Origin of the sequence: Jatrophihabitans lederbergiae (genome assembly GCF_031845305.1) — a bacterium.
Taxonomy (GTDB): Bacteria; Actinomycetota; Actinomycetes; order Mycobacteriales; family Jatrophihabitantaceae; genus Jatrophihabitans_A; species Jatrophihabitans_A lederbergiae.
In genome coordinates this window covers 177,398-195,416 of sequence record NZ_JAVREH010000005.1, presented here as the reverse complement: position 1 = coordinate 195,416, position 18,019 = coordinate 177,398, and the positions used below count along the sequence as shown (strand labels likewise).

18 protein-coding genes and 2 pseudogenes are annotated in these 18,019 nt (G+C 70.2%); 13 read left to right on the top strand and 7 right to left on the bottom strand.

Annotated features, from left to right (window positions below):
* Nucleotides 1-8: 8 nt before the first annotated feature.
* The gene (locus RM423_RS06190) at nucleotides 9-770 is read right to left on the bottom strand and encodes an SDR family NAD(P)-dependent oxidoreductase (protein WP_311422136.1); all 762 of its coding nucleotides are present in this window, start codon (nucleotides 768-770) and stop codon (nucleotides 9-11) included.
* A gap of 102 nt (nucleotides 771-872) precedes the next feature.
* Here RM423_RS06190 and mshA point away from each other — a divergent pair, with 102 nt between their 5' ends.
* The 3 genes from mshA to RM423_RS06175 all read left to right on the top strand — a co-directional run bounded on the left by mshA (nucleotide 873) and on the right by RM423_RS06175 (nucleotide 3,642).
* Nucleotides 873-2,177 carry a D-inositol-3-phosphate glycosyltransferase gene (gene mshA, locus RM423_RS06185; RefSeq protein ID WP_311422135.1) on the top strand — a complete coding sequence of 435 codons (1,305 nt, stop codon included), beginning with the start codon at nucleotides 873-875 and terminating at the stop codon, nucleotides 2,175-2,177.
* Complete coding sequence (locus tag RM423_RS06180; protein ID WP_311422134.1) at nucleotides 2,174-2,689, top strand: type III secretion system chaperone family protein; 516 nt, start codon at nucleotides 2,174-2,176, stop codon at nucleotides 2,687-2,689. The genes mshA and RM423_RS06180 overlap by 4 nt, the downstream gene beginning before the upstream one ends.
* Before the next feature lie 212 nt (nucleotides 2,690-2,901).
* Complete coding sequence (locus RM423_RS06175) at nucleotides 2,902-3,642, top strand: phosphoglyceromutase (RefSeq protein WP_311422133.1); 741 nt, start codon at nucleotides 2,902-2,904, stop codon at nucleotides 3,640-3,642.
* A 19-nt stretch (nucleotides 3,643-3,661) separates the two neighbouring features.
* Here the strand turns inward: RM423_RS06175 and phoU are convergent, their stop codons facing one another.
* On the bottom strand, nucleotides 3,662-4,336 hold the full coding sequence (gene phoU / locus RM423_RS06170; protein WP_311422132.1) for a phosphate signaling complex protein PhoU: 675 nt from the start codon (nucleotides 4,334-4,336) through the stop codon (nucleotides 3,662-3,664).
* A 143-nt stretch (nucleotides 4,337-4,479) separates the two neighbouring features.
* Here phoU and RM423_RS06165 point away from each other — a divergent pair, with 143 nt between their 5' ends.
* From RM423_RS06165 to RM423_RS06155, 3 genes are all read left to right on the top strand, one after another.
* Entirely contained in the window at nucleotides 4,480-5,709 is a 1,230-nt protein-coding gene (locus RM423_RS06165) for a sensor histidine kinase (protein ID WP_311422131.1), read from the top strand.
* A 34-nt stretch (nucleotides 5,710-5,743) separates the two neighbouring features.
* Nucleotides 5,744-6,424, top strand: coding sequence for a response regulator transcription factor (locus RM423_RS06160; RefSeq protein WP_311422130.1), 681 nt, complete (start codon nucleotides 5,744-5,746; stop codon nucleotides 6,422-6,424).
* Between the two features lie 70 nt (nucleotides 6,425-6,494).
* On the top strand, nucleotides 6,495-7,268 hold the full coding sequence (locus tag RM423_RS06155; protein ID WP_311422129.1) for an ANTAR domain-containing protein: 774 nt from the start codon (nucleotides 6,495-6,497) through the stop codon (nucleotides 7,266-7,268).
* A gap of 107 nt (nucleotides 7,269-7,375) precedes the next feature.
* Here the strand turns inward: RM423_RS06155 and RM423_RS06150 are convergent.
* A pseudogene (locus RM423_RS06150) lies at nucleotides 7,376-8,188 on the bottom strand (hypothetical protein); the annotation flags it as partial.
* 24 nt (nucleotides 8,189-8,212) lie between these two features.
* Between RM423_RS06150 and RM423_RS06145 the strand changes: the two are divergent.
* Together RM423_RS06145 and proC are read left to right on the top strand one after the other, a co-directional pair.
* A complete protein-coding gene (locus tag RM423_RS06145; RefSeq protein ID WP_311422127.1) occupies nucleotides 8,213-9,139 on the top strand; it encodes a Ppx/GppA phosphatase family protein in 927 nt (308 codons plus the stop codon).
* A gap of 76 nt (nucleotides 9,140-9,215) precedes the next feature.
* Nucleotides 9,216-10,037 (top strand): pyrroline-5-carboxylate reductase, encoded by an 822-nt coding sequence (proC, locus tag RM423_RS06140; RefSeq protein ID WP_311422126.1) that lies wholly within the window; start codon nucleotides 9,216-9,218, stop codon nucleotides 10,035-10,037.
* 272 nt (nucleotides 10,038-10,309) lie between these two features.
* Here the strand turns inward: proC and RM423_RS06135 are convergent, their stop codons facing one another.
* A complete protein-coding gene (locus RM423_RS06135; RefSeq protein WP_311422125.1) occupies nucleotides 10,310-11,275 on the bottom strand; it encodes an SDR family oxidoreductase in 966 nt (321 codons plus the stop codon).
* Nucleotides 11,276-11,393: 118 nt separating this feature from the next.
* Between RM423_RS06135 and RM423_RS06130 the strand changes: the two genes are divergently transcribed.
* From RM423_RS06130 to RM423_RS06110, 5 genes are all read left to right on the top strand, one after another.
* Entirely contained in the window at nucleotides 11,394-11,972 is a 579-nt protein-coding gene (locus RM423_RS06130; RefSeq protein ID WP_311422124.1) for a TetR/AcrR family transcriptional regulator, read from the top strand.
* A 112-nt stretch (nucleotides 11,973-12,084) separates the two neighbouring features.
* On the top strand, nucleotides 12,085-12,288 hold the full coding sequence (locus RM423_RS06125; protein ID WP_311422123.1) for a helix-turn-helix domain-containing protein: 204 nt from the start codon (nucleotides 12,085-12,087) through the stop codon (nucleotides 12,286-12,288).
* A gap of 226 nt (nucleotides 12,289-12,514) precedes the next feature.
* A complete protein-coding gene (locus RM423_RS06120; RefSeq protein ID WP_012854759.1) occupies nucleotides 12,515-12,613 on the top strand; it encodes a 30S ribosomal protein bS22 in 99 nt (32 codons plus the stop codon).
* Between the two features lie 195 nt (nucleotides 12,614-12,808).
* Nucleotides 12,809-13,906 (top strand): NAD-dependent epimerase/dehydratase family protein, encoded by a 1,098-nt coding sequence (locus tag RM423_RS06115; protein WP_311422122.1) that lies wholly within the window; start codon nucleotides 12,809-12,811, stop codon nucleotides 13,904-13,906.
* Nucleotides 13,899-14,810 carry a lysophospholipid acyltransferase family protein gene (locus RM423_RS06110; protein WP_311422121.1) on the top strand — a complete coding sequence of 304 codons (912 nt, stop codon included), beginning with the start codon at nucleotides 13,899-13,901 and terminating at the stop codon, nucleotides 14,808-14,810. The genes RM423_RS06115 and RM423_RS06110 overlap by 8 nt, the downstream gene beginning before the upstream one ends.
* On the opposite strand, the gene RM423_RS06105 is transcribed toward RM423_RS06110, so the two are convergent.
* The 3 genes and pseudogenes from RM423_RS06105 to RM423_RS06095 form a co-directional block, all read right to left on the bottom strand.
* On the bottom strand, nucleotides 14,807-15,703 hold the full coding sequence (locus RM423_RS06105; protein WP_396327618.1) for an HAD family hydrolase: 897 nt from the start codon (nucleotides 15,701-15,703) through the stop codon (nucleotides 14,807-14,809). The genes RM423_RS06110 and RM423_RS06105 overlap by 4 nt on opposite strands.
* Before the next feature lie 30 nt (nucleotides 15,704-15,733).
* Nucleotides 15,734-17,335: a DUF5667 domain-containing protein gene (locus RM423_RS06100; protein WP_311422119.1), complete on the bottom strand. Its 1,602-nt coding sequence runs from the start codon at nucleotides 17,333-17,335 to the stop codon at nucleotides 15,734-15,736.
* A gap of 136 nt (nucleotides 17,336-17,471) precedes the next feature.
* Nucleotides 17,472-17,999 (bottom strand): annotated as a pseudogene (locus RM423_RS06095) (sigma-70 family RNA polymerase sigma factor); the annotation flags it as partial.
* Between the last annotated feature and the right edge of the window lie 20 nt (nucleotides 18,000-18,019).

Here is an 18,019-nt window from a genome sequence, read left to right as displayed (position 1 = left end):
TGCGCGGACTAGCGTCGCCGATCCACCTTGTACGACGCTGCCTGGGCCAGCGGCTTGACGACCGTCAGGTCGATGTTGACGTGCGGCGGCCGGGTCGCCACGAACGCGATCACGTCGGCGATGTCGTCGGCGGTGAGCGGTTCCGCCACGCCGTCGTAGACGGCTTCGGCCCGCTCGGCGTCGCCACGGAAGCGGACCAGCGAGAACTCCGCTGTCGCCACCATGCCGGGCGCCACCTCCGAGACCCGGACCGGCCGGCCGTTGAGCTCCAGCCGTAGTGTCTCGGCCAACGCGCGGGCGCCGAACTTCGCCGCCGAGTAACCGGCGCCGCCCTCGTACACGCCGTAGCCCGCGATCGAGCCGGTCACCAGCACGTGGCCGCCGGCACCGACCTCGAGGGCCGGCAGCAGCGCCTGGGTGACCCGCATGGCGCCGAGCACGTTGGTCTCGTACATCGTCAGCCAGTCCGCCGGATCCGCCGACTCGATGGGATCGAGGCCGACCGCGCCGCCGGCATTGTTGACCAGCAGGGCGACCCCGTCCGGCCGTTCCGCGACCCGGTCAGCCAGCTCGGCAACGGACGCCTGATCGGTGACGTCCAGGGGTACGGCTGTGATGGCCGGCACCTCGGCCGCGAGCTCGTCCAACCGCCGCACTCTCCGGGCCGCGGCCCAGACCTCGAATCCTTCGGCCACCAGGCGGCGTGCGGTCGCCGCACCGATCCCGCTCGACGCCCCGGTCACCACAGCAAGCCCGCGAGAAGCACTCATGGCAACGATTCTGCCTTCGCGTCGACGTGCGGCATGATCAGGGGCGTTTGTGCGTTCAGTGCTGCGGAGGCACCAGTCCGCGCACCGAAACGAGGAGGCGCCGTGCGACACGGCCGGATCAGCCCACACGGGGTGCTGCCCCAGCGGGTGGCGACGATCAGTGTGCACACCTCTCCCCTGGAGCAGCCGGGTGGCGGGGACGCCGGCGGAATGAACGTCTACGTGCTCGAAACCGCCCGGCGGCTCGCGGCCTCGGGCATCGCGGTCGAGATCTTCACCCGCGCCACGTCCTCGGACCTGCCCTGGATCGTCGAGGTCGAGCCGGGCGTCACCGTCCGCCATGTCATCGCCGGCCCGTTCGAGGGGCTCTCCAAGAGCGACCTGCCCGCGCAGCTGTGCGCCTTCACCTCCGCGGTGCTGCGGGCCGAGGCGCAGCACGAGCCCGGTTGGTATGACCTGGTGCACTCCCACTACTGGCTGTCCGGCCAGGTCGGCTGGCTGGCGCGCGAGCGCTGGGGGGTGCCGCTGGTGCACACCGCGCACACCCTGGGCAAGGCCAAGAACGCCAGCCTGGCCGCTGGTGACACACCCGAGCCGCTGGCCCGGATCGTCGGTGAGCAGCAGGTTGTCGCCGAGGCCGACCGGCTGATCGCCAACACCGACGACGAGGCGCGGCAACTCATCGACTGGTACGGCGCGGACGCCGAGCAGGTGGTGACCATTCCACCCGGCGTCGACCTGGGCACGTTCAGCGTCCGGGACCAGGCCGCTGCCCGGCGCCGGTTGGCCGTCGCGCCGGACGCCCTGGTGCTGCTCTTCGTCGGACGGCTGCAGCCGCTGAAGGCGCCGGACGTACTGCTGCGGGCGGCGGCTCGGCTGGTTGCGACCGATCCGTCGCTGGCCCGCCGGCTGCAGGTCATCGTGGTGGGAGCGCCCAGCGGCTCCGGCCTGGACAACCCGGACGCCATGCCCGAGCTTGCGGCCGAACTCGGCATCGCCGGCCAGGTCCGGTTCGAGCCGCCTGCTTCCCGCGACAAGCTCGCGGATTTCTACACGGCCACGGATCTCACGGTCGTCCCGAGCCACAACGAGTCCTTCGGCCTGGTGGCTCTGGAGTCCCAGGCGTGCGGCACCCCGGTGGTCGCCGCGGCGGTGGGTGGTCTGCCGACCGCGGTCGCCGACGGCCGTACCGGACGGCTGGTCGGCAGCCATCGGACGGAGGACTGGGCGGCTGCGCTCGCCTGCCTGCTGCATGCCCCGGCCCATCGCGCCGAGCTGTCGGTCGCCGCCCGCGCGAACGCCGAGCAGTTCTCGTGGCGGCACACCGCCGACGGCCTGCTGCGCGCCTACCGTGATGCCCTGAGCGACTTCACCACAGTGGCGCTGACCGGATCGGGCCGGCCGTGACCGCCGACGTCACCGCGGCGGCCGAGATCGTCCGCGCTGCCCTGATCGACGCCGGCGTGGAGTTCTCCGAGCCGCGGCCCGGCGGGTTCGTCGCGAACCTGCCGGGCCAGAAGCGGCTCAAGACCGCCTGCTGGCTGATCGTCGGCGGCCAGGGGCTGAGCGTCGAGGCCTTCGTCGCCCGCGCTCCCGACGAGAACCACGAGCAGGTGTACCGGTGGCTGCTCTCGCACAACGCGCGGATGTTCGCGGTGTCCTGGTCGATCGACGACTCCGGCGACATCTACCTGACCGGGCGGCTGCCGCTGCCGGCCATCACCGCCGACACCGTCGACAAGCTGCTGGGCGTGGTGCTCGACTACGCCGACTCGGCCTTCAACACGCTGCTCGAACTGGGCTTCGGCTCGTCCATCCGCAGGGAGTGGGCGTGGCGGGAGAGCCGCGGCGAGTCGCTGGCCAACCTGGCGGCGTTCGAGGGCTTCGTGAAGCGCCGGGGCGGAGCGGTCAGCCGGTGAGCGTCCCGACACTCCGCATTCCGGCCCGGTTCAACGGACCGGCGGAGTCGGCCAACGGCGGAGTCGGCCAACGGCGGCATCACCGCCGGTGAGCTGGCCGAGCTGCTGCCGGCCGCCGGGCGGTGCTGGGCCGGCTGACCGCTCAGGTGGCACGCATCGCCGAGGTGGGTGAGCGCGCCGGGCGGTAGATCGCGAATGGCAGGATTGGCGCCATGACCGCAAACCTCGTGCTGCTCCGCCATGGTGAGAGCGACTGGAATCGCAAGAACCTCTTCACCGGCTGGGTCGACGTCGACCTGACCGAAACCGGCGAGGCGGAAGGCAAGCGGGGCGGCGAGCTGCTGCGCGAGCACGGCCTGCTGCCCGAGGTCGTGCACACTTCGCTGCTGCGCCGGGCCATTCGTACCGCGCAGCTGTCCCTGGACGCGGCCGACCGGCACTGGATTCCGGTCAAGCGCAGCTGGCGGCTGAACGAGCGCCACTACGGTGCGCTGCAGGGCAAGGACAAGGCCGCCGTCCGCGCGGAGTTCGGCGACGGGCAGTTCATGCTCTGGCGCCGCTCCTACGACATCCCGCCACCGCCGCTCGCCGACGACGACGAGTTCAGCCAGGCGCGCGACGTCCGCTACGCCAACCTGCTGACCAGCGTGCCGCGGACGGAGTGCCTCGCCGACGTGGTGGCGCGGCTGCTGCCCTACTTCTACGACTCGATCGTGCCCGACCTGCGCAACGGCACCGTGCTGATCGCCGCGCACGGCAACTCCCTGCGCGCGCTGATCAAGTACCTCGACGGCCTGAGTGACGCCGCCGTCGTCTCGCTCAACGTCCCCACCGGCATCCCGCTGCGCTATGAGCTGGACGAGACGACCTTGCTGCCGGTCAAGGCCGCCGAGTACCTCGACCCGGACGCGGCCGAGGCGGCCATCCACGCCGTCGCGAACCAGGGCAAGTGACGCCGATCAGAAGGCTGCCTCAGTTCTTCGGCGGCTTCACGGCGGCCGAGCCGGCCGGCATCGAACCGGTCGCGATGAAGACGATCCGCCGGGCAACGCCGACAGCGTGGTCGGCGTAGCGCTCGTAGTAGCGGCCCAGCAGCGTCATGTCGATGGCGGCCTCGGTGCCGTGCGACCAGTTGTCGGCGAGCAACTGGGTGAACAGCTTGCGGTGCAGCGCGTCCATCGAGTCGTCCTCGGCCTCGATGGCGGCGGCGAGCTGGACGTCCCGGCCCTTGATCACCTCGGCGACCTTGTCCACCAGCGACAGCGCCACCTTGCCCATCTGGGAGATGACGTCGCGCAGCTCGGTGGGAACGGCGACGTCGGGGTAGCGCATCCGGGCGACCTTGGCCACGTGCAGTGCGAGGTCGCCCATCCGCTCCAGGTCGGCGACCAGGTGCAGGGTGGTGACCAGTACCCGCAGGTCGGTGGCGACCGGCTGCTGCAGTGACAGCAGCAGGAACGTCCGGGCCTCGAGGTCGGCGCGCAGCGCGTCGATGGCGGTGTCGTCGCTGACCACCCGCTCGGCGCCGTTGAGGTCGCCGTCCAGCAACGCGTTGGTCGCGCGCTCCATCGCGGTGCCGGCCAGGTAGGTCATGGCCACCAGGGAGTTGCCGATGTCGTCGAGTTCGTCGTGATACAGGTCGCGCATGCCGACCAGCGTAAAGCCTGCGGTGGTCAGCCGGACGCTCCGCGATGAATGCGGCACAGACGCGGGGTGAACAGTGCGTGACGCCGCCTTCGCCGCCGCGAAGCTGGCAGGAGGCCGCGGCCGGACGGTCGTACGATGCGGCTGTGACCCTCGCAGTGGCCATCGCGGCGTTCCTCGTCGGAGCCGCGGTATCGGCGTTTCTCGCGGCGCTCTTCGTCCGCCGCTCGACGGCCGGGGTCCTGCCGACGCCGTCCGGACGGCCGGAACCGGGGGCGGCACTGGCGCCGCGGGTGCTCGGCGCGCTGGACGTCGGCGTGGTGGTGGTCGACCGGGACGAGACCGCCATCCTCGCCAATCCGGTCGCGCGCAATATGCGGGTGGTGGACGCGGACCGGCTGGCCCTTCCGGTGCTCTCGGAGCTGGTCCGGTCGGTGACCGACAGCGGCGAGCCGGACAGCGCCTCGCTGGATCTGGCACCCGTCGGACGAGGACCGGAGTTCCAGACCTTCCTGGTCCGGGCGATGCCGCTGCGGACCGGGGACCGGGTCACCTCCGTCGTCCTGCGCTTCTCCGACATCACCGACGCACGCCGGCTGGAACTGGTGCGGCGGGACTTCGTCGCCAACGTCTCGCACGAGCTCAAGACTCCGGTCAGCGCGCTGACCCTGCTCGCGGAGGCAGTGCAGGAGGCGGCCGATGACCCGGAGGCCGTCCAGCGCTTTGCCAGCAGGATGCAGCGCGAGGGGTCCAGGCTGGGGCGGCTGGTGCAGGAGCTGATCGAGCTGTCCCGGCTGCAGGGTGCCGAGGCGCTGCCGGGGACCACGCCGGTCAGCGTGGAGCACGTCCTGTCGGAGGCGGTCGACCGCAGCCGGCTGCTCGCCGAGCAGACCGGCATCACGGTGCTCGCGCGACCCGAGCCCGGCTTGCTGGTGTGCGGCAACGAGATCCAGCTGACGACCGCGGTGGGAAACCTGGTCGACAACGCGATCGCCTACAGCCCGGAGCGCACCCGAGTCGGCGTCACCAGCCGGGTCACCACCGATGCAGACGGCACGGAGTGGGTCGAGCTCGCCGTCACCGACCAGGGCATCGGCATTGCCGAGCCCGAGCTGGACCGGGTCTTCGAGCGCTTCTACCGGATCGATCCGGCTCGGTCCCGAGCCACCGGGGGCACCGGGCTCGGCCTCGCCATCGTCAAGCACATCGCCACCAACCACGGCGGCGGGGTTTCGGTGTGGAGCGTGGTCGGTTCGGGCTCCACCTTCACGATCCGGCTGCCGCTGGCCGGCCGGGACGCCGAGGCTGGTGACGTTGCGGCCGAGGTCGCCGCACCAGCGCTGCCCGCTTCGGTGATCGACACCGCCACCCGATGACCACGATCGACGAACGCACGGAAAGGACTCGCCCGTGACCCGGGTACTCGTAGTCGAGGACGAGGAATCGATCTCGGACCCACTGTCGTACATGCTGCGCAAGGAGGGTTTCGAAGTGTCCGTCGCGGCCACCGGGCCGGACGCGCTCAACTCCTTCGACCGGACCGGCGCCGACATCGTCCTGCTCGACCTGATGCTGCCGGGCCTGTCCGGAACCGAGGTGTGCCGGGCACTGCGCCAGAAGTCCGCGGTGCCGATCATCATTCTCACCGCCCGGGACTCCGAGGTCGACAAGGTGGTGGGCCTTGAGCTGGGCGCGGACGACTACGTCACCAAGCCGTTCTCGCACCGGGAACTGATCGCCCGGATCAGGGCCGTGCTGCGTCGGGGTGTGGAACCCGACGAGCTGGTCTCGGCGACCATCGAGGCCGGTCCGGTGCGCCTGGACGTGGACCGGCACACCGTGGTGGTCGGGGGCGAACCGGTCTCGCTGCCCCTGAAGGAGTTCGACCTGCTGGAACTGCTGCTGCGCAACTCCGGCCGAGTGCTCACCCGCGGCCAGCTCATCGACCGGGTGTGGGGCGCCGATTACGTCGGGGACACCAAGACCCTGGACGTGCACATCAAGCGGCTCCGTTCCAAAATCGAACCGGAGCCGGCGAACCCGAAATTCCTGCTGACCGTGCGCGGGTTGGGCTACAAATTCGAGGGCTGAGGCCGCTCGGGCCGCGCTCCTCGGACTTGACGGTCAGCTCACCAATCGTGCGTAGCCTTCGGCGGACGGTGTGAACCCGGTAACCCACCGCGCCATTGCCCTCGTCCGGCCGGACGGCGACGTCTCGGCGGATTGCTCGCTCGCCGCGATCGGGCAGGTGATGGCGGCGATGTCGGCGTCGTCCGACCCGGCTGAAACCTTCGCCAGCGTGGCGCGGGCAGCCGTTCCGCTGCTCTGCGACGTGTGCACGGTTGCTCTCGACCGGGATGGCGAGGCGCCGTACCAGGTGACCTACCCGGTGCCCGAAACGGCGGATCCGCTGGCTGGATCGAGCGCCGCCGCCGCGGCGCAATCCTCGAGCGCGATGCTGTTCGGCGCCGTCAACCCCGCCTCCGTTGCCCGGGTCACCGAGGACACCGTGCTCACCCCGTTCAGCCCGCCTCCGATCGAGGGCGAGAAGGGTTACCGCGGCGTGTTGGCTCTGAGCTACTCCGGCTATCGCCCGACGTCCACGCAGGCGCTGATCGGCCGGCTGCTGGCCGAGCGGGCGATGGCCGTCGTCCAGCGCGAGCGGTTACAGGCCAAGAACGAGCACCTGCAGCGGGCGCTGGCCAGCAACCGCGAGATCGGCGCGGCGATGGGCATCCTGATGATCGAACACAAGCTGACCGGCGATCAGGCTTTCGACCTGCTGCGCCGCGCCAGCCAGCACAGTCACCGAAAACTGGCGGCACTGGCGGCCGAGGTCGCCGAAACCGGGGTGCTCGACCTGCCGCCGGGCGTCGGTCTGCTCGGTCAGGCCCCGCGACCGCCACGGCGTTCGGGCTCTGCCGGCACCGCCTGAGCACGGCGCTGGAAGTCACTGTCCGAAGACGGCCCTCGCCGGCTGAGCCGTCCCCTTGTCTCGGCGTTATCGAGGACGCCCCGGTCGGCGTTCCGCGCGGCCACCGTGGCCGGATGCGGGGCGAGCAGCCCCTGCTCCAGGCGCTGCTGGCACAGTCGGGCCAGCTCGGCGTAGGCGGCCTGGCCGATCAGGGCCGTGATTTCGGGGGCGTAGCTCACGTACAGCGGCTCCGCTCCGACATGGGCCTCCGGCGAGGACGTGCACCACCAGTGCAGGTCGTGGCCGCCCTCGCCCCAGCCCCGGCGGTTGAACTCGGTGACCGTGGACACCAGGATCCGGGTGTCGTCCGGACGGGTCACCCACTCCTGCTCCCGTCGCACCGGCAGCTGCCAGCACACCTCGGGCTTGGTGTCGAGGGGATGCAGGCCGGTGCGCAGCGCCAGCGCGTGCAGCGCGCAGCCCTCACCGCCGGCGAATCCGGGACGGTTCAGGAACACGCAGGCGCCGTCCACCGTCCGGGTACGCACTCGGTCCTCGTCGTCGCCGACAGAGTCCTTCTCGGTGATGCCGCGCTTCTTGCCGACCGTGTGGTATTCCCAGGTCTCGGGCGTCAGCTGCTTGGCGTACTTGCGCACGCGCTTGAGGTCGTCGTCGTCGGAGAAGAAGGCGCCGTGGCTGCAACAGCCGTCGGCGGCGCGTCCGGAGATCACGCCGTGGCAGCCGCGGCCGAAGATGCACGTCCACCGCGAGCAGAGCCAGGTCAGGTCGACGCGGATGTGGTGCTCGGAATCGGTGGGGTCGGTGTACTCGATCCACTCCCGCGGAAAGTCGAGGCCCACCTCCCGGTCGCGGGGCGACGCGGGCTGGAGTACGGGCAGGTCGCGAGCGCTGGCGGACACAGCCGCGACTGTAGTCGGCATTCGGCGGGGCACTAGCGTTGAGCCATGCGCCTCGGAGTTCTGGACGTCGGATCGAACACCGTCCACCTGATCGTGGTGGACGCCCATCTGGGCGCGCAGCCCACGCCGCAGCTGTCGCGCAAGAGCGTGCTCCGCCTGGCCGAGCACATCGACAAGCGCGGAAACCTCGATATCGAGGGTGCGGACGCGCTGGTCGGCGCGACCCTGGGCGCGCGGCGGCAGGCGGCGGAGCTGCACTGCGACGAGCTGCTGGCCTTCGCGACCTCGGCCGTCCGGGACGCGCGGAACTCCGCCGAGGTGCTGACCCGGGTCCAGGACGAGGCCGGTGTCGAGCTGAAGGTGTTGAGCGGTGAGGACGAGGCCGTGCTGACGTTCCTCGCGGTGCGGCGGTGGTTCGGCTGGAGCGCCGGCCGGCTGCTGTGCCTGGACATCGGTGGCGGGTCGCTGGAGCTCGGGGTCGGCAACGACGAGGTGCCGGAGGTGGCGCTGTCGGTTCCGGTGGGCGCGGGCCGGCTGACGCGGGAGTGGTTCGACGGCGACCGCCCGCCCAAGCAGACGGTCGACAAGCTTCGGACGTACGTCGCCGAGCAGCTGAACGGTCCCGCCAAGGAGCTGCTCGCCGCCGGCCTGCCCGACCGGGTGGTGGCTACCAGCAAGACGTTCCGGACGCTCGCGCGACTGGCGGGCGCGGCGCCGTCCAGCGCCGGTCCCTGGACCCGGCGGGTGCTGCAGATCAACGGCCTGCGGCAGGTCATCGGTTTCATCTCGCGGATGGACGCCGCCGACCTGGCCGAACTGGACGGGGTGTCACCGGCCCGGGCCCACCAGACGCTGGCCGGTGCCGTCGTCGCGGAGCAGGCGATGCTGGCGCTCGGCGTTACCGAGCTGCAGCTGTGCCCGTGGGCGCTGCGCGAGGGGTTGATCCTGCGCCGACTCGACCACATCGGCTGAGGGTGCGGCAGGTCCCGTCCGGAGCTGGCGGGGTGTTCCGGCTCGCGTCCGGCCGGATGCTGGAATGATGGCGCCCATGACCGGCATCCAGGGTGGGCTCGCGATCATCGGCGGCGGCAAGATCGGCGAGGCCCTGCTGTCCGGGCTGTTGCGTGGGCACGCCAAGCCCCAGGACATCGTGGTGGTCGAGAAGTACCCGGAGCGCGTCACCTATCTGACCACGCGGTACGGCGTGCGGGTGGTGGACGTCGACGAGGCGGTCCGGTCCTCGCGCACCGTCCTGATCGCGGTCAAGCCGCAGGACATCGATCCGCTGCTCGACGAGCTGGCCGGATCGGTGACCACCGAGCACCTGATCGTCTCGATCGCGGCCGGCATCCCGACGTCGCATATCGAGGCCGCGCTGCCCGCCGGGGTGCCGGTGGTGCGCTGTATGTCCAACACCCCGGCGGTGGTCGACGAGGCGATGACCGCCATCTCGGCCGGCTCGTTGGCCACCGACGAGCACCTGGGCCTCGCCGACACGCTGCTGTCCGCCGTCGGGCGGGTGGTCCGGGTGCCTGAGTCACAGCTGGACGCCGTCACGGCGCTGTCCGGCAGCGGTCCGGCGTACTTCTTCTTCCTGGTCGAGGCGATGATCGACGCCGGCATCCTGCTGGGCCTGCCGCGCGCGCTGGCGGCGGAGCTGATCGTGCAGACCCTGTTCGGCTCGGCCGTGATGCTGCGGGATTCCGGCGAGCACCCGGTCCGGCTGCGCGAGGCGGTGACCAGCCCGGGCGGCACCACCATCTCGGCGATCCGTGAGCTGGAGAACCACGGGGTGCGGGCGGCGTTCCTGGCCGCCATCGAGGCCGCGAGCAACCGTTCCGCCGAGCTCGGACGGGCCTCCGGCGGCTAGGCCATCTCATGCAGGACGGCGTCCGCCGGCGCCTTCGCCACGCCTTCTCGCGGGCGACACGCGCTGGTAGCGGCGCGGAAGCGTTCGGTAGACCGAACGAGTGCAGGTATGTGGCGGTGGCGAGAGAGAAGAAACCGCGTCGCCATCACGACGTACTTCCGGTCTGGTGCTACGTCGGCGAGCGGTGTCCAGGGCATGCTCGGCATGGGAGGTTCCATTCAAGGTCGTCGGAGACCCGCACCTGCGGACGTGATTCGGCGGCGGTCATGGGTCTAGTTCGTGAAGTAGGTGCCGCGCGCGAGGTCGTCGAGCAGTGGGCGGTGGGTGGGTTCCCAGGTCAGTCGGGTCCTGGTCGACGCGCTGGTCACGGGGTTGTCGACTTCGATGAAGGGCGCGATAAAGCTGAACCGGTCCTTGATCTCCTTCGGTGTTGCGGCGGTCACGGGCAGGTCCAGGCGCCGGCCGATCGCGGTCGCGATGTCGATCACCGGGATGCCCTCTTCCGCGACCCCGTGGTATACCGAGCCTGCCTCGCCGTTCTCCAACGCCTGCACGAACAGGTGTGCCGCGTCGAGGCGATGCACGGCGGCCCACCGGTTGCGTCCGTCGGCGCCGTAGTTGGACACGTTGCTCTTGCGCGCGGTGCTGATCATCTGGGGGATGAACCCGCCGCGGTCGCCGTCGCCGTGCACGACCGGCGGCAAGCGCACGACGGAGGTCCGCACACCTCGCGAGGCCAGCTCGAGCATGGTGCGTTCGGTGGCTCCCCGAGGGCCGCCGACGGCGTTGGAGTCGACTGCGTCGTCCTCTGTTCCGACGCGCCCCGGTGTCAGCGCCATGGTGGCGAACGTCGCCACGAGAGGGCGGTCGGAACCCTTCAGCGAGGTGCCGATCGCTTCGATGGCGCTGCGGTCGGCGGCCAAGGTCGCGGCCAGGAACCTGGGCACGATGTTGCGGGGGTTGCCGCCGAGGATCACGCGCATCCGTGTGCCGAGGCTGGCGTGGGAGAACTCGTGGAAGAACGCGGTGTGGATCGCGCCATCCGCCTTCGCCGCGCCGGCGCGAAGGCTGTCGAGGTCCTGCACCGAACCGAGGTGGGGCGTCGCCCCCGCCGCGACGAGCGACTTGGCGGACGCATCGGAACGGGCGAGACCGATCACGTCGTGGCCGTGTTCGACGAGCTCTTTCACGATTGCTGAACCGATGAAACCGGTCGCACCGGTGACGAAAACACGCATGATCCCTACCTCTGTCGGACCTGGGCCCCGGTGCGGTGCACCAGCGATGACACCAGGTGTCTTCATTGAAGCTAGCACGTGATGACACTCAGTGTCGCTACGCGTCTAGGATGGGGTCATGTCACGTTGGGATCCGGACGCGCAGGGCAGGCTGCGAGCAGCCGCCATGGAGCTGTTCAGCGAACGCGGGTACGACGACGTCACGGTGGCCGAGATCGCCGAGCGCGCCGGCTTGAAGAAACGGTCGTTCTTCCGCCACTACACCGACAAACGCGAGGTGTTGTTCACCGGGTCGGTCGATTTTCAGCGCGCAGTCGTTGACGAGGTGCGTCGCGCTCCGGAATCAGCGCGGCCTGTCGAGGCTGTGACGACGGCGCTCGCCATCGGCGGCGCCGCCTTGGTCAAGTGGGGTGAGCCTGTCCGCCAGCGACAACAGCTCATCGCATCCTCTCTGGAACTTCGCGAGCGCGAACTCATCAAGATGGATGCACTCACGACAGCGGTCGCTGACGCCCTGCGCACCAGGGGCGTCGACGATGTGAGCGCCACCCTCACCGCCCGCGCGGGCATCGCAGCGTTCACCACCGCATTCGACAGGTGGGCCGGGCAGTCGGAGCAGGAGGACTTTCCCACCCTCATGGACGATGCAATCGAACAGTTGCGCGTAGCGCTTTGCGGCTGTGACACCGATTCGTGAGCGCATCGGCCACATCCGCCACAGCGGTACCGCTAGTCTCGTGCGAGCACGTGCGTGTCAGCTTGCCGGCGGGAAGCCGGCTCACTGTCACGTGCCGAAGGTCCGGTGAAGCATGAGCATCTCCTCCGAGGGGCTGCGCGAGGTGCGTTTTCTGACGGTGGCCGAGGTCGCCGCGGTAATGCGCGTGTCCAAGATGACGGTGTACCGCATGGTGCACGCGGGCGAGTTGCCTGCTGTTCGGGTCGGTCGGTCGTTCCGGGTGCCCGAGCAGGCCGTCCAGGATTATCTGAAGGGCGCCTTCTTCGAGGCCGGCTGATCAAGCCGCTCAGCTGCCCAGGGCGGCCGGTGCGCTCGCGGTGCTCAGCAGTGGTGTCATCCGCGGCCGACACCGCACGGTAAGCTGCCTCCCAGTGGCACGGAGTTCAGCGGTGCCAGCCACGTTTCGCAGGTTCTGCAAAGCAAGCCAGCTCTTCCAGTCAGCCAAGGTCACGCGACTTCGCAGGTCCAGTGACGCGAGTCGATCATGCTAGTGAGGTAGTGCAATGGGTTCTGTCATCAAGAAGCGCCGCAAGCGGATGGCGAAGAAGAAGCACCGCAAGCTGCTGAAGAAGACGCGCGTGCAGCGCCGCAACAAGAAGTAACACCACCCGTTCTTTTGAGCTGGCCTCCCACGTCGTGGGGGGCCAGCTCTGTTTCTGCCTCTGTTTCTGCTCAAGACCATCGAGGGGTTGCGGTTCGTCGCGGGACCCACCGCGCGACAACTACTATCGGCATTTCAAGCAGGCGCGACCGCTTACGTCGTGGTTGTGCTGTTCCACGCGGGGTGAGGTGCTGGCGTGACCCGAGTCGTTCTTGTCACCGGTGTGAGCCGTTACCTCGGAAGCCGGCTTTCCGGGCGGTTGGGCGCCGATCCGACCATCGACCGCATCATCGGGGTCGACACGGTACCGCCGTCCCGCGCCGACCTGGACCTGCTGGGCCGCACCGAGTTCGTCCGTGCCGACATTCGTAATCCGTTGATCGCCAAGGTCATCAGCCAAGCGCGCGTCGACACCGTGGTGCACGCCTCGGTGACGGCCACCCCGCACGGCGCCGGCGGTCGGACGCCGATGAAAGAGCTCAACGTCATCGGCACGATGCAGCTGCTGGCGGCGTGCCAGAAGTCCGAGACGGTCCAGCGGCTGGTGGTGAAGTCGACCACGTCGGTGTACGGCACGTCACCGCGCGATCCGGCCATCTTCAGCGAGGACATGGCGGCCAAGTCACTGCCACGGAGCGGCTACGCCAAGGACGCCGTCGAGGTCGAGGGGTACGTGCGAGGATTTCTGCGGCGCCGACCCGACATCGACGTCACCCTGCTCCGGTTCGCCAACTTCGTCGGGCCGTTCATCGACACCCCGCTGACCCGGTACTTCCAGCTGCCCGTCGTGCCCACCGCGTTCGGCTTCGACCCGCGGCTGCAGCTGCTGCACGAGAGCGACGCCATCGAGATCCTGCGGCTCGCCAGCACATCCAGCCGTCCCGGCACGTTCAACGTGGCCGGGGACGGCGTTCTCATGCTCAGCCAGGCCATCCGCCGGGCCGGCCGGATCGCGCTGCCGGTGCCCGCACCTGCGGTCGCCTTCGTCGGACGGGCGGTCCGCCGCAGCGGGATGGTGGACTTCTCACCCGAGCAGATGCAATTTCTGAACTTCGGCCGCGTCGTCGACAACACCAAGCTGAAATCCGACTTCGGTTACACCCCTGCCTACACCACGGCTTCGGCGTTCGAGTCGTTCCTCACCGGACGTCCGGTGGAGCCGGTGCTGGCACCCCAGCTCGTCCGGGCCGGCGAGGCACGGGTCGCGCGGCTGCTCGGAACCGAACCGGAGCTGGAACCGATACCATCGAGCCCGCTGCGTGCTCCGCGGGGCCAGGTGGCGCGGCATGGCTGAGGCACGGATCATCCCACTACACCCGGATCAGCAGCCGGCCGAGCCGCCGGCCCGCGTTGAGTCTGAGTGGGAACGCCGGGCAGCCGCGGGCCTGGCCTTCCTGCGGCGGCGGATCACCGGCGACTACGACGTGGACGAGTTCGGCTTCGATCCCGAGCTGACCGAGTCGACAGTGCTGCCGGCGGCCAGGCAGCTTTACCGCAACTGGTTTCGCACCGAGGTGACCGGAGTCCAGCACCTCCCGGCGGACTCCGGTGCGCTCATCGTCGCCAACCATGCCGGCGGCCTGTGGGCGCTGGACGGCGTGATGACGGCGACGGCCGTGCACGAGGAGACTCCCGACCACCGCTTCCTCCGGATGCTCGGTGCTGACCTGGTGTTCACCACCCCGGTGCTCGGGCAGCTCGCTCGCAAGACCGGCAGCACGCTGGCCTGCAATCCGGACGCCGAGCGGCTGCTGAGATCCGGTGAGCTCGTCGGGGTGTGGCCGGAGGGATTCAAGGGCATCGGCAAGCCGTTCGTGGACCGGTACAAGTTGCAGCGCTTCGGCCGCGGCGGGTTCGTCTCGGCGGCGCTGCGTACCGGGGCGCCGATCATTCCCACCGCGATCGTCGGCTCCGAAGAGATCCACCCGATGCTGGGCAACGCCAAGACGATCGCCCGGGTGCTCGGGCTGCCGTACTTCCCGCTCACCCCGACGTTTCCATGGCTCGGCCCGCTCGGCCTCATCCCGCTGCCCAGCAAGTGGCACATCGAGTTCGGGGAGCCGATCGAGACGGCAGGGTACGGCCCGGAATCCGCCGAGGACCCGATGCTGGTGTTCGAACTGACCGACCGGGTACGGGAGCAGATCCAGAGCAGCCTCTACCGGCTGCTCATGCAGCGTCGCTCGGTCTGGCACTAGCGGCGGCGGTGTCCGGCCTGACGTGCCCGTTCCTGCCGCCGGCGGATCGCGATGCCGGAGGCGACCGCACCACCCGCCGTGCTGACCGCAAGCGCGGTGGGAATGCCGATCCGGGCGGCCTTGCGTCCGGTTCGGAAGTCGCGGATCTCCCATCCCCGCCGCCGCGCCTCGTTCTGCAGCGCCGAGTCCGGGTTGACCGCGACCGGCCGCCCGACCAGGGACAGCATCGGAAGGTCGTTGATCGAGTCGGAGTACGCCGCGCACTGGGCCAGGTCCAGGCACTCCCGAACGGCCAGGTCGCGCACCGCGGCGGCCTTCGCCTCGCCGTGCAGCAGCTCCCCGATCAGCCGCCCGGTGAACAGGCCGTCCCGTTCCTCCGCCCGGGTACCGATGGCTCCGGTCACGCCCAGCCGGGTCGCGATGATCTTGGCCAGGTCCTCCGGCGTGGCCGTCACCAGCCAGACCCGCTCACCGGCGTCGAGGTGGAGCTGGGCGAGTGCCCTGGTGCCCGAATAGACCTTGGCCGCGATGACCTCGTCGTAGATCTCCTCCGACATGGCGACGATCTCGGCCACCGGCTTGCCCGCCACGAACGCGAGTGCCGACTCCCGGGCGCGGGCGATGTCCTCGGCGCCCTCGCCACCGGCCCGGAACTTGACCTGCTGCCACACGAACCTGCGCAGGTCCTTGGTCGAGAAGTGCTTGCGGGCGGCCAGCCCCTTGGCGAAGTGGAAGATCGACGCCCCGACGACCATGGTGTTGTCCACGTCGAAGAAGGCGGCGGCCTCGGCTCGGGCGGGAACCCGCAGGGCGTCCTCGACCTCGCGCGCGGCTGCGCCCGCGGAACGGCTGGGCACTCGGGCCTCCTTCGGCGCTCGGCGTGGAAACCGGATCGGCCGGCCCGAGCGTAGTCAGCCGATGCGTCAGTTCGGTTCCTTGCCGCCCGGCACTGTGATTCCGGGCAGCGGTGACACCGAGGCAGAGACTCCACTGGGACCGATGCCGGTGCTCACGCCGGGGGCCGAGCCGCCCGCGCCGCCGGTTCCGAGGCTGACCGAGGGGAGCGGCGGGCCGGGCGGCAGTGCTGTCGGCGGTGCTGTCGGCAGTGGCGGCAGGGACACCGGCGCGCTGACGGTGCCGATGCCGCCAGGGGCGCCGGTGCCTGAGCCGCCAGTCCCTGAGCCGCCAGTCCCTGAGCCGCCAGTCCCTGAGCCGCCAGTCCCTGAGCCGCCAGTCCCTGAGCCACCGGTGCCGCTCGAGTTCCCGGTGCCGCCTGAGTTGCCGCTACCACCCGAGGTGCCGGCGCCGCCTGGGTGCCCCGAGCTGCTTGCGCCGCCGCCCGAGCTCGGTGTTCCACCGCCGCCGCCCGAGCTCGGTGTTCCGCCGGAGCCGTTCGTACCGGAGCTGTTCGTACCGGAGCCGTTCGCACCGGTGGAGTCCGCCGAGCTGCCACCCTGGCCGGAGGAGGCCGGCGCGGGTAACCCCGTACCGGGAACCGCGGTGCTGCCTGGCGGAATCGCGGACAGCAGCCCGGAGAGGTTAGGGGCGGTCGGCGTACCGGTCGAGTCAGGCACCTTCACCTGGCTGCACGGACCGCACGGCAGCGGCCCCAGTTCATCGGCGACGGCCAGCGACAGGCAGAGGCATCCCAGCTTCGCCGTCAGCTCAGCCGTCCGGACATCGATCCGCTGCAGCACGTCCATGGAGGTCTGCACCCGGTTCCGCAGGCCGCCGGCCGGGGCGCGGGTCCACAACGCATCGAGTCCTGCCCGCTGCGCCGGCGACCATGCCACCAGCCCGGCCAGCGGATCGGCGGACACTTGCGACACCGCCGCGCGCCCCAGCAGTTGCATGCCGCTTCGGGTGTCGCTGTCGGCGTTGGTGAGGGTGTCGTCCACCAGAGCGGCCGTATGCGCGCTTACCCCGCCGCCCGCCGCGAGAATGCCCGTCGCCCGTCCCCCGGAGGGCGAGCGACCGTGCCGGCCGGGTTCGGGGAACGCCAGGGCGTCAGGCTTGCCCAGCAGTTCGGTGGCCTCGTGAATCCGTTTCGTGGCCAGGGACAAATACGTCCGGCCCCTCGCCGCGTCGCCGCTGACCATCGAGAGCTGGACGTTCTCGCTGGCCCGCTTCACCCGGTAGAGCGACTGCCCGGGCAGCGACCCGCCCGACATCCACACCGTCAGCCCCAGCAGCACCACCAGCACCAGCGATGCGACGGCGAAGGTCAGGATCGGCCGGCGGAGGAACCCGAACGCCCTCAGGCGCCGCCTGGCGGCAGGCGTTTCCACGCGTCCGGACGGTGGCTCGGCGGCCGATTCCGCGACGACCCGGGCGGTGATGGACGCGAGCTGGGAGCGCAGGTCGGCCTTGAACTCGGGGTCGGGTGCGGCAGCTGCCGGAAGTCGGCGGAGCCGCGAGGTCAGGTCGTGCTCGACCCCGACGGAGTCGCGGGCCGGGTCACCGCCGGACGGACCCCGGACACTGCGCCGGCCGAGGGGTTTGGGAGCGAACTTACCGGCGCTCATCAGACCCTCCGTCCGCCATCAGAAGTGCAGTCCGGGCTGGGCGACCGGCAGGAACTGGCGCCCCGGACGTGGTTCGCTGCGTTCAACGACGCCCGCGCGGCCAGGGTTACGAGGTATCCATCGGCAGCTTGCGCGCTCATTGGAGCTCATCGCCCAGGATGCCCGCCAGCCGTTTCACCGCCCGGTGCTGCAGGGCTTTGATCGCGCCGTCGTTCTTGCCCATCGCCGACGCGGTCTCCGCCACCGAGAGCCCGCTGAGGAACCGCAGGACGATGCATTCCTTCTGCTCGTCCCCGAGGTCGTTCACGGCCTGCAGCAAGCGGGCGTTGCCGAGGTGGGCCAGGACGGTCGCCTCGGGGCTCGTCTCGCTCTCGTTCCCCACCAGCACGTCACCGGTCGTCAGCTCCAGCCGGAACCGGGCCGACTTGACGTGGTCGAACACGATGTTCCTGGCGATGGTCATGAACCAGGCCCCGATGTCGCGTCCCTGGTAGGTGATCGTCGAGATCCGCCGCAGTGCCCTGAGGAAGGTCTCGGAGGTGAAGTCCTCGGCGAGTGCCCGATCGTTGACCCGGTAGTAGATGAACCGGAAGACCGAGTCGACGTAGCGGTCGTACAGCGTCGCGAACGCCTCGCCGTCGCCCTGCTGCGCCGCCTGCACCAGCGTCCAGCTCGGGGCGTGCT